This is a genomic window from Gloeomargarita sp. (assembly GCF_053491055.1).
The window spans coordinates 1-15346 of sequence record NZ_JBRCEP010000077.1 but is presented as its reverse complement, the minus strand read 5'-3'; the positions used below and the strand labels follow the sequence as shown (position 1 = coordinate 15346).

Here is a 15346-nt window from a genome sequence, read left to right as displayed (position 1 = left end):
CTTGACCAAGACCTGCATCTGACCACCCTCTCCCACACTTACGCCCCGGTGGGACTGCTTCAGATGATCCCGGCAGCGCCCAAAGCGGTTTTTGACCTTGGTTGTTTCGTTGGCGCCACGGGGCGTTGGCTCAAGGAGCGTTTCCCAGGGGTCAAGGTGGTGGGGGTTGAGTTACTGCCGGCGGCAGCCGAAAAAGCCCGTGCGACCTACGACCAGGTGTTCACAGGACGTTTCGAGGAGATGGACCTGGGGCCTCTTACCGGCCAGTTCGACACCATCATCGCCGCCGATGTGCTGGAACACCTCTATCACCCCTGGCAAGCGCTCGAACGGCTCAAGACCCTGCTGGCGCCAGGTGGGGCGCTTTACGTGAGCCTGCCGAACGTGCGGAATCTGCGGGTGCTGGAGGGGCTGGCCTTGGGGGACTGGCCCTATGCAGGGGCTGGGATTCTCGACATCACCCATGTACGCTTTTTCACCCGTCGCAGTGCCTTGCGGATGCTCAGCGAAACGGGCTGGCAGGTGCAGGATGTGCGTGCCAATCTCGACCCCCAACTCAAGGGGATGATCGCCGGTCGTGACCTGAAGGCAGTACGCAACATTGAGCTGAAAAACCTGGTGCTACGGAACCTGCCGCCAGGGGAGACGGTAGAATTTTTTACCTTGCAGTGGTTCATCCGCGCCGTACCGCAGTAAAGCAGGGGCGAAACGGAGGGTTGAAAGCAATAAAGCCTAGGGCCGCTCCGCAGGTTCCGGTTTGAGCAAAGGAAAGGGAATCACCTCGCGAATGCTGGCCGCATCCGTCACCAGCATCACCCAACGGTCAATACCCAGTCCCAGCCCACCCGTCGGCGGCATCCCGTACTCCAAGGCCGTGAGAAAATCCTCGTCCACCCCCTGGGCCTCCACATCCCCAGCAGCTTTGCGGGCCGCCTGTTGCTCCAAGCGGTGGCGCTGCTCAATCGGGTCGGTCAATTCGGAAAAACTATTGGCCAATTCCCGCCCGGCAATATACAGTTCAAACCGCTCGACCAACCCCGTTTGGGTGCGATGGGGTTTGGCCAACGGAGAAATTTCCACCGGAAAATCCAGCACAAAAGTCGGTTGAACCAACGTCGCTTCACAAAACTCTTCAAACAGGGCATTTAATAACCGCCCCACACTGTCGTATTCACAGGCATTCTTCAGACCACAGGCCTGGGCAGCCGCCTGCGCCGCGGCTAATTCCTGCGCAGGAAATTGGGTAAAATCCCAACCTGTTTGTTGCCGCACCAAATCCACCATCGTCACCCGTCGCCAAGGGGGTGTGAGGTCAATCGCCTGCCCTTGATAGGTAATGGCCAAACTGCCCAACAATTCCTGCGTCACCGTCGTCACCAAATCTTCCGTCAATTGCATCATGTCGCTGTAATCGGCGTAGGCTTGGTAGAGTTCAATCGAGGTAAATTCCGGGTTGTGGCGGGTAGAAATGCCTTCATTGCGAAAAATGCGCCCCAATTCATAAATCCGCTCAAATCCCCCCACAATCAACCGCTTCAGATGCAATTCCGTCGCAATCCGCAGATATAAATCCATCTCCAACGCGTTGTGGTAGGTGATAAAGGGACGGGCATCAGCGCCCCCTGCCTCGGTTTGCAATACCGGGGTTTCCATCTCCAAAAATCCCCGCTCATCCAAATACTTACGGGTAAGTTGGATGAGCTTGGCCCGCTTGCGAAAAATATCTTGCACGTGCGGGTTGACAATCAAATCCACATAGCGCTGGCGATAGCGTTTTTCGACATCGGTGAGGCCATGCCATTTATCGGGCAGCGGCAACAGGGATTTCGTAAGCAATTCATAGGTACTTACATACACGGACAATTCCCCTTTTTCCGTGCGTTTGATCGTGCCTTGCCCTCCTAAAATATCCCCCACATCCGTCCCCTGTTTCAACCGCTCAAAGGCCCCTTCGCCCATGTGCCCCTGGATGCGCTGTTGTTCTAAATAAAACTGAATTGTGCCCTGCTCGTCTTGGATGGTAAAAAAGGCCAACTTGCCAAAGACCCGCCGTGCCATGATCCGCCCGGCCACCCGCACCTGGACGGCCACTTCCCCGCCCGGTTCCAGGTCGGCATACTGCTTGTGCAATTCCGCCGTGCAATGGGTGCGGTCGTAGCGGTAGGGATAGGGGTTGATCCCCGCTTGTCGCCATTGCTGCGCCTTCTCCAGCCGTTGTTGGCGCAATTCCGCCCCGGTATGCCGCGCCATCTAGAGCAACCGTTCCAAGCGACGGCGAATCTCGTCGAGTTCCTCGCCGGGGGTGCGCTCAGGCTGCCAGTCAGTTTTGTCCAGGTTGTTTGGCGGGGGAATAACCAGGGCACCGCGGGGCACCCGTTGACAATGAAACCCATGCTCCTGGCAAAACCATTGCACCTCTTCCGGGTCAATCGCTTCCACCGTCGGCACCGGGAAATCCTGCGCTTCTAACAGCGTGGCAAAACGCAGGGCATCGTCTTCGTCTTCAAACATCAAAATCGTGTCTTCTCCCTGCACTTTCAGGCTGTGGATGCCCTCGTTGTCACTGCCTGCATTGTAAATCAACACATAAACCGCCATGCGTCTATCCCCGCTGCATCCGATTTTTATTGTAAAGGCCAGGGGAAAATTCTAGCGCAAGAAAGCGGCCAACTGCGGCATCAGCACCTCACTGGCCACCAACAGACTGTAGTGCCCCGTGCCCGTGTGGGTCAAGGTCGTCGCCTCGGGCAGCAGGGCCTGGAGTGCCGCCTGTTCGGCAGGGCTAAAGGTGGCGTCGTTGTCGGTATAGACAATCAAGACCGGACGGGAGGGGTCGTTGACCTGGCCGGCCTGGAGGCGGTAATGCTGGCAAAAATCGGCCACGACCCGACAGTTTAGGTGAATAAAGGCGGTTTTGCTGGTGCGTTGGGTAAGAGCTTCCTGGAAATAGGCGCGCCAAAATTCCTGATGGGGCACCTGCACCAGATGTTTCTGCACAATGGTTTGATAGGCCAACTGGGTGATCTGGCGCAACGACATCCCCTGGAGTTGCCGCTCCTTGTGTCGGGCTTGGGCCAGGCGTTCCTGGCTGGGAATGCCCGTATGGGAGAGAATCACTCGGTCAACCAACACCGGATACTGACGCAACAGGGCCAACGCCACCATGCCCCCCAGGGATTGCCCGACCAGGTGCACCCGCTGGAGCTGTTCCTGTTTGAGTATCTGCCGGATGCCCTCCACCAACTGCTCGATGCGACTGGCTGCCGGATAAGTCGGCGCAATCAGGCGAAAATCCCCCTGCCAGTGGTGCAAATAGGGAAACCAAATATCCCCGAAATACACCGTCCCCGGCAGAAACAACACCCCCTTTGGGCCGCTGCCCCCCGTCCAATACTCCCACGTCAGGCCGCCCACCTGCACCTTGCGCCTGGGGAAATGCCGATACACCTGAAACCACAACTGCGCCAGCGCCTGGTCTGGCTGGGGCAAACGCCGATACCGCTCCGGCAACAGGGGAGCGCTGGCCTTGGGGGCAAACAGGAAATGGTGACGGGCAGAAACGGCAGCAGCCGGTTCTGGCACCGGGGGGGGTGCAGGCGGCCCTTCCTCCCGGCAGAGCGTCAACATCCCGTCCTGCTCCACCAAAATGCAAAAACGCCCCGCCTGTTGGCACTGCTCCGCAAAAGCAATCGCCTGCTCCCGCCGGGTGACACTGAACGCCTGCCCCTTGCGCAAATGGTGATTGGCAAAGGTGAACGAGTGCCCCTGGTGATAATTGACCCCCTGGGCTTCCAAATCACTAACATGAATCACCAAAACCGGGGACATTGCCACCACACCCTCAACCCGAAGCCAGCGGCTCCCTAATCTTCTACCTTACCCGATTTATTCAACCCATCGCCGCCTTGCGATTCCTGGGTTACGGATTGCTTTGATGCCTACCCCTGGGATTTCTGAATTTGCAGTTTTGCCAACACCACCGTAATATTGTCATGCCCGTTTAACTCATTCCCCAGGTCAATCAACTGCCGCGCCGCCGCCTGGAGATGAATAAGACCCGCTTGCGGCACAAGCAAAGGCTTAATATATTGCTCCCAATGGCTCTCTACCAGCCCGTTATCCGACAACCCATCCGAACACAGCAAGAGAATCGTATCCTCCGTCACCGTAAAGTAGTTCACATCCAGTTCCAGAGTCTGCTCGTGGCGCGGCCCCAAGGCCTGCGTGAGTTGGTAGGCATCCGGGCGGCTGTAGGCAATCGCCGGGTCCGTCCCCCGCTGAATCTCCCACTGCCCCACCTCGTGGTCCATCGTGACCTGCTGCAAACCCCCAGACTGGGAAATCCGGTACATCCGGCTGTCCCCCACATGGGTCACCGCCACCTGATTATCCTGCACCAGGGCCACCACCAACGTCGTACCCATCCGCCCCTTACCCCGGCGATACTCCTCCTCATTGCGCAAATAAATCGCCTGGTTGGCCACCCCCACCGCCGCCTGGATCACCTCCGGCCCCGGCAATTCCCCCTCCGGCCAATGCGCCAACAGATAACTTGCCAACTTGTGGGTCGCCAATTTGCTGGCCTCTTCCCCCCCCGCATGGCCGCCCATGCCATCACACAAAATATACAACCCCTTCCCCTGCACCACTTCCCCCTGGGGACTGAGCGACCGGTGCAGCACCGTGTGGGCGTAAAAATAATCCTGGTTGTACTCCCGTTGGCAGCCCACGTCAGTCACACCCGCCGCCTCCAAATTCACCAACCGCACAGGAACTTGGGTAGGAACCGTCTCCGGCACAGAGCGGGTAATGTCCATAGGAATACTCAATCCTGCTGTAAAAGAAACGTTACCTTATCTTCCTTCCCCAAAGCAATCCAATCGCCGGTCCGCAAGGGACAGCGTTGCCCTGGCCGCAACCGCTGCCCATTCACATAAGTACCATTGGTGCTGCCCATGTCCTCAATCGCCACCTGGTTGTCCACCACCACCAACCGGGCATGGATGCGCGAGACAATATCCGCATCCGGGAACCCGGCCACATCAATATCCGGCGGCAAGTAATCGTTGGGTTTGCCAATCAAAAGCACATTCCGGTGCTGGGGAATTTGCACCACAGTCCCCGTGCGCACATGCACCAATCTTGGCTGACGCACCTGCACCTGGGTCATCGAATCGGGTTGGGTGGGCTGCGACATGGGCAATAACGGCAAGGCCGTTGGGGTCACCTATCGTGTCTTTTATTCTAATCCATGGTTTGCCCATTTAATCAGGTGGCAGCAGCGGTTGTCCCTGCTGTAGGGGCAAAAGCACCTGGAACTGGGTCTGCCCTTGCCCACTGGTAGCCGTAATCGTGCCGCCCAAATGGGTGACCAGCCGCCGCACCAGGGCCAATCCCAGGCCCATCCCCCCGTGTTGCCAAGGGTCGCTCCGGGGCACGCGGTAAAACCGTTCAAAAATCCGTTCCAACTCCGGCGGCGGAATTTCCACCCCCGTATTGGTCACCCGCAATTGCCAATGCTGGGGCAGTTTTTGGGTTTCCACATGGATGGTGCCGCCAGGGGGCGTGTATTTCACGGCATTGGTCAGCAGCTCGGTGGTGATCCGCTCCAAACTGAAAAGATGCACCTCAATCCGGGGCAACTCCGGGTCGAGGGTATAAGTCAGGTGCAACCCCTTTTGCGCCGCCTGCGCCTGAAACCGCTGCACCACCCCCGGCAACCACTGGTGGACATCCAAAATTACCTGGGGCAAAGACTCCTGAGTCGTATCCAACTGGCGCAACTGCAACAAATCCTGGATCAACTTGGCTTCCCGTTCATACTCCTGCTCCAAAATTTCCAGATATTGCTGCAATTTAGCCTGCTTGCTGGCCGTGAGGCTGCCTTTGCGCAAAGTTAAACCAATCATTTTCAAAGCCAATTTCATATTCGAAAGCGGCGTCCGCAATTCGTGGGAAACCGTACTCAAAAAATCATCCTTGAGCCGGTGCAGCCGCTCCAATTCCACCACCTGGGCCCGCGACTGCTGGTACAAACGGGCTTGGCGAATGGCAATCGCACATTGATTGGCCACCTGGGGCACCAAATCCAACGGCAACCCCTGTTGCGGGCGCGCCAAGGCCACCCCCAGTTCCCCCATCACCCCCTGGTCGTCCATGATTGGCGCGATGACCATCTGCCCTGCCGGCTCCCGAAACTGGGCATACACCGGCGGCAGCAGTTCCACCGGCGGATAATGCCACACCTCCCCGTCCAACAACCGCTGGTACAGTTCCCGGTAATGCTCCAACTCGATCCACGTGCCGACGGTGCTGGCCAAGGTGTCATCGGGCAAATACTCGTAGGCAATCATCGCCCGGGTTTGCGCCTCATCGTACAGGGCCACCCAGCAGTAGTCCGCCCCCAGGGTTCGCCCCAAACAGTCCAGCGCCGTGATAAAAATCTGCCGCTCATCCAAACTCCGGCGCACTTGCTCCGTGACCGTATAAAGCACCTGCGCCGCATTCAAGGCCTGCCGCAATTCCGCCGTGCGTTCTTGCACCTGCATCTCCAGGGTGCTGTTAAGGGTACGGAGTTGCTGCACCAACTGGGCTTGGTCAATGGCAATCCCCAACTGCAACGCCAACTGTTCCACCAACTGCCGTTCACCCGTCAGCCAGGTGCGCCCCCGCCGGGTATCGGTCACCAGCAACACCCCCCACAGCCGTTCTCCCTGCAAAATCGGCGTCGCCAAAACCGCCCCCAAAGACACCTGTCGTAACTGTCCCAACCAGCCCGGCTCCCAGGCGTGGTCGGACAAATCGGCAATCGCCACCACCTCCCCCTGCCGCAGGGCCCGCATTTGGGCCCCATCGCCAAACGACCACTGTTGCCCCAGCAACGAGACACTCAGCGGCGCCGCCGACTCATGCACCACCTCCATCCAGTCCTCGCGCACCAACCGACAGACCAACACCCGCTCCACCTGCAAACACAGGCGAATTTCCGTCACCGCCGTCTGCAAAATCGTCCCCAAATCCAACGAACGATGAATGCGACTGGCCACCTGCCGCACCAGATATTCCCGCTGGGCCTGCCCCCGCAGCGAATCCTCCAACTGCCGATGGCGATTGATCTCCCGAAAGGTGACCACCAACCCCCGGTACTCCCCGTCCAGGGGCGCCAACGTCGCCGAAAGATAATCCAACCCATCCGGGCGCACCAGTTGCGTATCCCGCGGCAACCCCGTACTCACCCCCTCCCGCAACACCCGCTGCATCAGTTCCGCCAGCAAGTTGGGGTACTGCGGATGCACCAGCCGCAACACCTGGGGTAACACCTGCCCCTGCGCCGTCTCCCAACTAACACCGGTCAATTGCACCGCCATCCGGTTCATGGCAATCACCCGCCCCTCCCCATCGGTCACCACCACCCCATCGCCCAAACTGTTGAGAATACTGAGCAACAGTTCCTGGGGCAGGGAATTGGCCATCGCTTCGGTAAACATCATTTCGCAGGGGACAAACATCGCTCCGCTCATATAACTGGTTTTTAACAGACCAGGAACCAACCCTACTCGAAGAACTACGTAAAATTAACATTAACTTAATGGCTCGCCTTGGTTAAGGCAAAATTAATGCTCTTTAACTTTACGTTAGGATAAGTTAAAACTTTGTTACATCGGCTACCGTTCCTCCCGAACTTATCAGGTTTTGTAACGCGAGTGTACAACATATTGCCTCCTGGGAAATCTAAAAAAGTTAAAGAAAATTAAAGAAGAATTGTAAATACAACCCCTTCATACTACCAGTGCAAACCCCGATGTAGGCGTGATGGGGATCACCGGGGCATTTCCGCAAAATTACGTACCAGGCTACATTTGCCTTTCGCGCAGCCGCTGGGGTTATCCTTGGGCGGGTTATTCTAGGGGAATATACGGAAGGAGGAGCTGTTCACATCGGGTAGGGCTGGATACAGGCAGGAAAGGCCCTTCAGCAACTTGCTATGTGTTTACGGACACCGGAAACGGCTTGATCAGGCACGGGTAACCGGCGCTTGGGGTGGCGGTCAACGTTGCCAAAACAACGGCAGAGTGACAAGCAGCCTCCGGTAGTTTACCCTCGATGCGTCCCCCTCACAAGGCAAAGCCTAGGTATTGCAACTACCATCTGCCTTCGTTTCCCAACAACGCTCCAGCCAGGCTACCTGTTGCATCCGCGTTGCAGTCATCTGGGTCACCACACTCCACACCAACAGGGCATGGAGCGGACATTCGACATGAATCTCCAAGGGTTGATGGGGTTGGCAGTGACATGGCACCCCCAGCTCCCGTAGACGATGGTAAATCGGCCAGCGTTGCCCTGCCAGTACCGGCGATGCCTCCACATTCGCCACGACGATGCCCATCCGTGTCGCCTACTCCACTTTTAGTTCGATGACAACTATATGCAACTATAGCCTCTCAACGTATCGTTTGTAAAATTTTTCAATAAATAGGGCAGCGATTGCCTGTAACCTAGCAACTGCTTCCCTTGTGCTGAAAGCGGTGTGAGTTGCGGCTTGGGGGTGACCGGCTGGCAGGCAGCGCGTTTTTGGCAAATTCTCAACCAAGCAAGTGAGATTTGGTGGCAACAATGCCGGTGGATTTGACTCACGCTTCTGGTGTCGGGGTTTGGGGCAAAACGGCGCCGGTGAGATTGGCCTGGTTCAAGACAGCGCCGTGCAGGTGGGCTTGGTAGAGGGTGGTAGCACTGAGATTGGCACCTATCAACTGGCTGCCGTTGAGATTGGCTTGGCTGAGGTTGGCACCACCCAGGCCGACTTCCCGCAGGTTGGCTGTTACCGGTTCCGCACCGACGGCAGCAAATCGGCGCCGCTGAGATTGATGCCTGCCAAATTGGCGCCTTGGAGATTGCAGCCGATAAGACAAATGCCGCTAAAGTCCCGTTCCCCGGCGGTTAGGAAAAGGTAATTATAATTTCGGTGTTTTTGACAGCAGGGATATACATAGCCCTGATAAATTATCGGCAATTACTGCCTCAATTAATGTTGCATTCTCCGCCAAAAAGATGAGTGAGATGTTGGCAATTATGCCTCTGTAGCCATACCTTGGAGGGCAGCGACGGACTTAATTTTTATTCTTCTTTTTTTATTCTTTTAATTTTATTAATTCTATTTTTTTAACAGGGCCTTCACCTTGGCAATCAACTGTTGCGGTTCAAACGGCTTGACGATGTAATCGGTAGCGCCCTGGCGTTTGGCCCACTGTTCGTCAAACGGTTCCCCCTTCGAGGAGCAGACCAAAATGGGCACCTGCACCGTCCCCATGTGCGGCTTGCGTAGCTCACGAATGAGTTCATAACCGTTCATCACCGGCATGACCACATCGGTAATCACCAACTGGGGAATTCCTTGTTGCAAACACGCCAAAGCCTCTTTACCATTGCTGGCGGCCATTACGGTTAACCCGTTTTCCTGAAGCAAACCGATAATCATTTCGCGCTGAGGCACACTATCTTCAACAACCAGAACAGTGCTCATAGAGGACCCACTACGTAAGTTAGCCTTTATCTTAACACCACTTGGGGGTCAGGCCTTGGCGCCCCGCAACAAACTGCGCACGGTTCCCACCAACACCTGAGGTTCAAAGGGTTTGACGACGTAGGCATTGGAACCCAACCGCTGCGCCCAGTGTTTGTCAAACTGTTCTCCCTTGACGCTACAGACCACCACCGGCACCTGGGCAAATTCCGGGAGCTGGCGCACTGCCCGCAAAAACTCGTATCCGTTCATGTTGGGCATGACCACATCCAGGACAATCACATCTGGTTTGGCTTCGGGCAATTTTTGCAAGGCTTCCCGGCCATCCGCAGCAACGACCACCCGTAACCCATCCTTGGCCAGGGTTTCTGCCATCATTTCCCGCTGAGCGCGCTGGTCTTCGACTACCAGAACTGTTGCCATGAATCTTAAGGCTGGGCGTAGGTCATTCTCACTTCAATTTTATACCCAACTCCCGAAATCACAAGTTGGGAGGGAAAACCTGTTATACTGGCTATGCGTGTGATTCATCCCAACAACCGTTTGACCGCATTTCCTGGGGAGTTGCAGCTGGGGGATGCGCTTGGTAGGCCGAAACCAGTAAGTGGGGCAACAGCGGTGAAGTACATTGCAGAGGTACAGCGGCGACAAAAGACCGGATTTTTGACGACCCAAGCGACGATTGAGCTGAATGTCCTGGCTGTCCAACGGGGCGAATTCTGGAATGCGACGACGGCGAATTTGCCGCTGACGGCCAGCGATGAAAAGCGGCTGGAAGCCTATGGTTCAGGGGTGTTGGTGTTGGTGGAAACCAATGCCAACAACCAGATTCAGCAGGTGCAAGATGCCAAGCCCCACGTGATGGGGATCATGCGCCAGTTGGCCCAGATGCAGGAAAAACTGCAACAGGTGCAGGCAGAGTCGGAAGAAATGCAACATTCGCTGATGCTGCAGGCCCAGGAGTTTCACCGGCGGCAGATGGAATTGGAAGACCGCCTGGCGCAGGTGGAGCAGGCGGAAGCGGCAATGGCGGAACTGGAAGCGCAACGGCAGCAGATGGAGGCATTCCAGGCCGAAATCAGCGCCCTGCAAGCGGAAGTGCAGCGCCGCGAGCGCGAACTCCAGCAGGCCTGGCAGCAGTTGGCGGCGGAACGGGCAGAATTGGAGCGCAACCGGGCGGGGGTGCTCACCCACGAACTGGCGCAACGGATGATGGACTGCGTGGAACGGCTCCGCTTCAGCCAACCTGCCGGGGAGCATTGGGAGGAATGGCAGCGGCTGTTGACCCAAGAGCAGGAATTTCTTGCCCACCATTGGCAGCAATGGGAGCAGGGGCAGGAGGCAGCCCAGCGGTTGCAAGCGCAGCTCCACCACCAACAGCAGGTCTGGCAGGCTCAATGGCAGGAATGGCAAGCGCGGGAAGCCCAGTTGCTGGCCCAGGAGCGGTTGGTGGCCGAGGGGCAAGCGGAGTGTGACCAGTTGCAGCAGCGGTTGCAGGCGCTGAACGAGGCTCTGCGGCTCCAGGAACAAACCTGTCACCAACTCAAACCCTTGGTGGGGGCAGCGGCGTTGGTGGACAAGGCGGCGTTGCTGGCGATGCCTTTGGAGGAGTTGGAGCGGGAGGTCCACGAGAAGGAACAGGCGCTCAAGAACTTCCAAAGTTACTTGAACGAGCAGGAGGAAGAATTGCGGATGCAGCAGGAGGCGATTGAGGAGATTCGCCGCCGCATCCAGCAGGCCAACGATTACGAGAAGATTGACCTGGAAAACGAGTTGGAAAGTGAGCAGCAGAACTACCAGTTTTTAGAAGCGTCGCTCCAAGGCCAGCGGCAAACCCTCGCAGAACGGGAAGCGATTGCCCGTGCCTACCGGGAGGTACTAGACCAGCGGCTGGGGCGGCCAACGGCGGCGGGCCACGAGTTGGATTTGGAACCGATTTTGCGGCTGGCCGAACAGCAGTACCACCTGCTCCAACAGGAACGGCACAGCCAAAGCCAACGTTTGCAGGAACGACAAGCGCAACTCCACCACAGCCAGGAAATGTTGGCGCAGGAACGGGCAGCCTGTGCCCAGCAACGCCAGACCCTTGAGCAGCAACAGCAGGAACTGCAGCAGACCCAACAGCAGCTCGACCAGCTCTGGGGACGCCTGCAAACCTATCAGGAACTGTTGCAACCCCAGCAGGAGCGGCTGGCTCACCTTTGGGGCTGTTATCACCAACTCAGCCAGGGGGTCACCCAGGGGCAAACCCAGGTGGTGGAGGAGTTGGTGGGCTTGCTGGCGCAGGCGACGCAGGGCTGAGGTACAGCCAATCCCCCCGCACTTCTGCCTGCCAGCCCCCTGGGAGGGAAGCGGTTTTGGCGCCTGTCGGCATGGTGAGCAACCGCCGCACCTGTTCGATATGGATAAAGCTGACCGCCCGTGGCACGTGCCGCTGCAGGAACACCCGCAGGAGATGCCGTTGCAAGGCCAAGGGGTAGCGGGCCACCTGCCGTCGCTGCAATTTGTGTTGGGTGGGGTCGTACACCTGCGGCCACAGCCGTTGCACCCACGCCTGCCACACCCGTTGTTCAGCGGTGAGAATGTCTAGGGTCTGCAGCAGTTGGGCTTCGATGCGCGGGTTGAAATGGGTTTGCAAATAGGGCAGGAGTTCCTGGCGAATCCGGTTGCGGCGATAGTGTAATGCGGCGTTGCTGGCATCCACCCAAACGGTTAACCCCTGCTGTTGGCAATAGGCTGCCGTTTCTGCCCGTCTCACCGTCCACAAAGGCCGCACCAGGCGAATGTGGGGGGTCAAGGGACGGCTGGGTGCTAAAGCCACCAGGCCACTAATCCCGCTGCCCCGGCACAGATGGAACAAAAAGGTTTCCACCCGGTCGCTGGCCGTATGCCCTGTAGCAATGAGGGGGTAATGGTGCTGCTGGGCAAGGGCAACCAACGCCTGATACCGCCATTGGCGCGCTGCCGCTTCCTGTTGGGGCAGGTGCTGGGCCTGCGCCAGGTAGTAGGGATAACCGTACTGCTGGGCGAGTTGGCGGACGTAATCGGCGTTTTGCAGGCTGTCGGCACGCCACCCGTGGTCGCAGTGGGCTACTCCCAGTTCCCAGTGCCAGCGGGGACGCAGCCGGTGCAGCACATCCAACAGACAGAGGGAATCTTGACCCCCGGAGACGGCCACCAGGAGGCGGCTGTGGGGAGGCAAAAGCTGACTGTGGCGGAGAAACCGTTGGACCTGGCGCAGGAGGGGGGGGGTCATGCGGTCGGGTGGTCAATCCTGCCAATAGACGCGGGTGGTGCTGGGGTCGGCAGGTTCCCAGGCGCGGATGTGGGGGTGACGTTGGCAGTAGTCCTGCACCGCTTGGCGGAGGCGTCCCGTTCCCTGGCCGTGAATAATCCACCACACCGGTTGGCTGCCATTGAGCCGCTGATCCAATTGGGCGGCTACCTGTTCCACCCGCAACCCCCGCAGGTCAATGGTATTGGCTGGGGTGGGTACCGAAGGAGGCGGCGGCAAGGCCACGGGTTGCCCATCAAGGGAGGTGACATCGCCAGCGGCGGCACTCACCCGCAATTGCCCCAACCGCACCGTCATTTTCCCATCCGCATCCGGCAGACTCAGCACTTCGCCCACCTGTCCCAGCAGCCGTACCTTTTGGCCGATCTGGGGCGTAAAACCCCGCGGCGGCGGCGCTGGGCGGAATTGGTGCCGTTGTTGCAGGGCCTGCAAAGCCGTGGTGGCGCGGTGTACCTGCTGGGCGGTGACGGGGCGACCCTTGAGTTGTTGGATGAGCTGGGCAATTTCCTGTTTGGCTGCCGCAATGGCCGTTTCCACCGCCTCGGCCTGGTGCTGCGCCAGGGTTTGTTTTTGCCGGTGGAGTTCCTGGGCCTGCTGGTGGATTTGCTGGTAAAGATGTTCTGCTTGCGCCAGGAGTTCGGCGGCCGCTTGGTGTTTTTGCCGGTGCGCTTGGCGTTCTTGTTCCATCTGGCGAATCAGGGTTTCCAGGTCGTGGTGGGGTTGGTGCAGATAGGATTCCGCCCGTTCCAGAATCGCCGGGGCCACCCCCAACCGGCGGGCAATGGCCAGCGCCTGGGAGCGACCGGGAATGCCCCAGACCAGGGTGTAGGTGGGCGACAAGGTGGTTTCGTCAAAGGCGACCGAGGCATTTTCAAAGCGGGGGTCCTGGTACTTGAGGGCTTTGAGTTCGCCGTAGTGGGAGGTCGCCAGCGTCAACTGGGCCTGGTCGGCACAGGCTTCCAAAATCGCCCGCGCCAAAGCTGTGCCCTCGGCAGGGTCCGTTCCTGCACCCACTTCGTCCAAAAGAATCAACGATTGCGGCGTAGCTGCGGCCAATATGCGGTTGAGGCGGGTGATGTGCCCGGAAAAGGTAGACAAATTCTGGCTCAGGGATTGCTCATCGCCAATGTCGGCCAGCACTTGGTCAAACCAGGGCAACTGGGCGGGCGCCGCCGCAGGCAAGTACAACCCCGCCTGGGCCATCAGTACCAGCAACCCCAGGGTTTTCAAGGTCACGGTTTTGCCGCCCGTATTCGGCCCGGTGATCACCACGACCTTGGTGGTTGCCGGAATAGGCAGGTCAATGGGCACCACGGGGCGGTCGGGTTCCGCCTGGGCTTGCCAGAGCAACAAAGGATGCCGTACCTGCCGCAAGTGCACGGGGGCTTGGAACTGGGGCGGCTGGCCTTGATACCAACGACCGTAGGCGCAGCGGGCGCAGGCCACATCCAACTGGGTCAACCCTTCGACCAGTTGGCGGAGAGCAGCGGCCACGGCAGCGACCTGTTGGCTCAACTCCTGGCGGATGGCCGTCGCCAATTCCTGCGCCTGTTTTTGGTAAATCCGCCACTGGTTGTTCAAAGGGACCACACACTCCGGCTCGATGTAGTAGGTAGCACCGGAGGCGGAAACATCATGCACCAAGCCAGGAATCAGGTCCTTGTGGGTGGCCTTCACCGGCAGCACGTAGCGGTCCTGGCGCTGGGTAATCAGCAGTTCGGGCACGGCCTGGGGGTATTTTTGGCCGAGGTACTGGAGGGTTTGGCGGATGGTCTGCTCGGTCTGACGGCATTGCTGGCGGGTCTGGGCCAGGGCCGGGCTGGCGCGGTCGCTGACTTCCCCATCCGCTTCCAGACAGTGGTAAATCCGGTGGACCAATTCCGGCTGCGTGCGCCAGGGTTGCACCAAGGCGTGTAGAACCGTAGGTTCCCGCTGGGCTTCGATTTGCCGCCGAATCCGTTGCGCCGTCTGACACACCTGGGCAATCTCCAGCAGCGCCAACCCGCTGAGAATGCCCCCCCGTTCTGCCTGAGCAAGAGCCGGTTCCACATCCCCGACCTGGCGCAAATCCAACCGCACGCCCTGTTCTATCAGGGCATCCACCGCCTGGGTCTCGGCCAGCAGTCGTTGGGCTTGGGCCAAATCAGGGGCGGGTTGCCAGCTTACCGCCCGCCGTTGTCCCGGTTTGGTCTGGGTAAAGGTGGCTAAATGGGCGCACAGACGGGGCCATTCCAACAGTTCCAGGGTTTCTTGGCGAATGTCACGCATGGCCGACGCCAGGATATCGTTTTCGATCCTAGCGTGGGGGCGGGGGTATGCCTCTAGTCGGGTTTTTACTGAAAGGTGCTGAACTTTAGCTATAGCTAAGCAGGCAAAGGTTGACATGACATAGGCCGCTGGGCGTAACCCCACAATGGCGTAGCCATGAATCTTAAAGCGACAACCTTAACCTACCTAGCTATAACAACCTTGCCACTTGTTCTAACGGGAAGGTTTTTGCTAACCCTAAGCCTTACCGAAAAGCCAAGAAA

The 15346-nt window shown here is 58.4% G+C and carries 15 protein-coding genes; 2 read left to right on the top strand and 13 right to left on the bottom strand.

The annotated features are described in order from the left end of the window. On the top strand, positions 1 to 696 hold a 696-nt coding region (locus tag ACWISF_RS08640; protein ID WP_448381183.1), incomplete at its 5' end, for a methyltransferase domain-containing protein. Positions 697 to 732: 36 nt separating this feature from the next. On the opposite strand, the gene lysS is transcribed toward ACWISF_RS08640, so the two are convergent. From lysS to ACWISF_RS08585, 11 genes are all read right to left on the bottom strand, one after another. Further along, positions 733 to 2250 (bottom strand): lysine--tRNA ligase, encoded by a 1518-nt coding sequence (lysS, locus tag ACWISF_RS08635; RefSeq protein ID WP_448381182.1) that lies wholly within the window; start codon positions 2248 to 2250, stop codon positions 733 to 735. Beyond that, entirely contained in the window at positions 2251 to 2598 is a 348-nt protein-coding gene (locus ACWISF_RS08630) for a DUF3110 domain-containing protein (RefSeq protein ID WP_448381181.1), read from the bottom strand. A 51-nt stretch (positions 2599 to 2649) separates the two neighbouring features. After that, entirely contained in the window at positions 2650 to 3828 is a 1179-nt protein-coding gene (locus tag ACWISF_RS08625) for an alpha/beta fold hydrolase (RefSeq protein WP_448381180.1), read from the bottom strand. Between the two features lie 110 nt (positions 3829 to 3938). Continuing rightward, positions 3939 to 4817: a serine/threonine phosphatase gene (locus ACWISF_RS08620; protein WP_448381179.1), complete on the bottom strand. Its 879-nt coding sequence runs from the start codon at positions 4815 to 4817 to the stop codon at positions 3939 to 3941. A gap of 8 nt (positions 4818 to 4825) precedes the next feature. Further along, entirely contained in the window at positions 4826 to 5197 is a 372-nt protein-coding gene (locus ACWISF_RS08615) for an FHA domain-containing protein (protein ID WP_448381178.1), read from the bottom strand. A gap of 67 nt (positions 5198 to 5264) precedes the next feature. Next, positions 5265 to 7520 (bottom strand): ATP-binding protein, encoded by a 2256-nt coding sequence (locus ACWISF_RS08610; RefSeq protein ID WP_448381177.1) that lies wholly within the window; start codon positions 7518 to 7520, stop codon positions 5265 to 5267. A 608-nt stretch (positions 7521 to 8128) separates the two neighbouring features. Beyond that, positions 8129 to 8386, bottom strand: a complete 258-nt coding sequence (locus ACWISF_RS08605; RefSeq protein WP_448381176.1) for an Asr1405/Asl0597 family protein — start codon at positions 8384 to 8386, stop codon at positions 8129 to 8131. 244 nt (positions 8387 to 8630) lie between these two features. After that, on the bottom strand, positions 8631 to 8909 hold the full coding sequence (locus ACWISF_RS08600) for a pentapeptide repeat-containing protein (RefSeq protein ID WP_448381175.1): 279 nt from the start codon (positions 8907 to 8909) through the stop codon (positions 8631 to 8633). Next, entirely contained in the window at positions 8819 to 9010 is a 192-nt protein-coding gene (locus tag ACWISF_RS08595) for a pentapeptide repeat-containing protein (protein WP_448381174.1), read from the bottom strand. The genes ACWISF_RS08600 and ACWISF_RS08595 overlap by 91 nt, the downstream gene beginning before the upstream one ends. 141 nt (positions 9011 to 9151) lie before the next feature. Continuing rightward, positions 9152 to 9520, bottom strand: a complete 369-nt coding sequence (locus ACWISF_RS08590; protein ID WP_448381173.1) for a response regulator transcription factor — start codon at positions 9518 to 9520, stop codon at positions 9152 to 9154. Positions 9521 to 9568: 48 nt separating this feature from the next. Beyond that, a complete protein-coding gene (locus tag ACWISF_RS08585) occupies positions 9569 to 9943 on the bottom strand; it encodes a response regulator transcription factor (RefSeq protein WP_448381172.1) in 375 nt (124 codons plus the stop codon). Positions 9944 to 10138: 195 nt separating this feature from the next. Here ACWISF_RS08585 and hmpF point away from each other — a divergent pair, with 195 nt between their 5' ends. Continuing rightward, on the top strand, positions 10139 to 11821 hold the full coding sequence (gene hmpF / locus ACWISF_RS08580; protein WP_448381171.1) for a pilus motility taxis protein HmpF: 1683 nt from the start codon (positions 10139 to 10141) through the stop codon (positions 11819 to 11821). Here hmpF and tilS read toward each other — a convergent pair. Both tilS and ACWISF_RS08570 read right to left on the bottom strand, forming a co-directional pair. Next, complete coding sequence (gene tilS, locus ACWISF_RS08575; protein WP_448381170.1) at positions 11754 to 12776, bottom strand: tRNA lysidine(34) synthetase TilS; 1023 nt, start codon at positions 12774 to 12776, stop codon at positions 11754 to 11756. The two genes, hmpF and tilS, sit on opposite strands and share 68 nt — an antisense overlap. Before the next feature lie 12 nt (positions 12777 to 12788). Next, the gene (locus tag ACWISF_RS08570) at positions 12789 to 15083 is read right to left on the bottom strand and encodes an endonuclease MutS2 (protein ID WP_448381169.1); all 2295 of its coding nucleotides are present in this window, start codon (positions 15081 to 15083) and stop codon (positions 12789 to 12791) included. Positions 15084 to 15346: the final 263 nt, after the last annotated feature.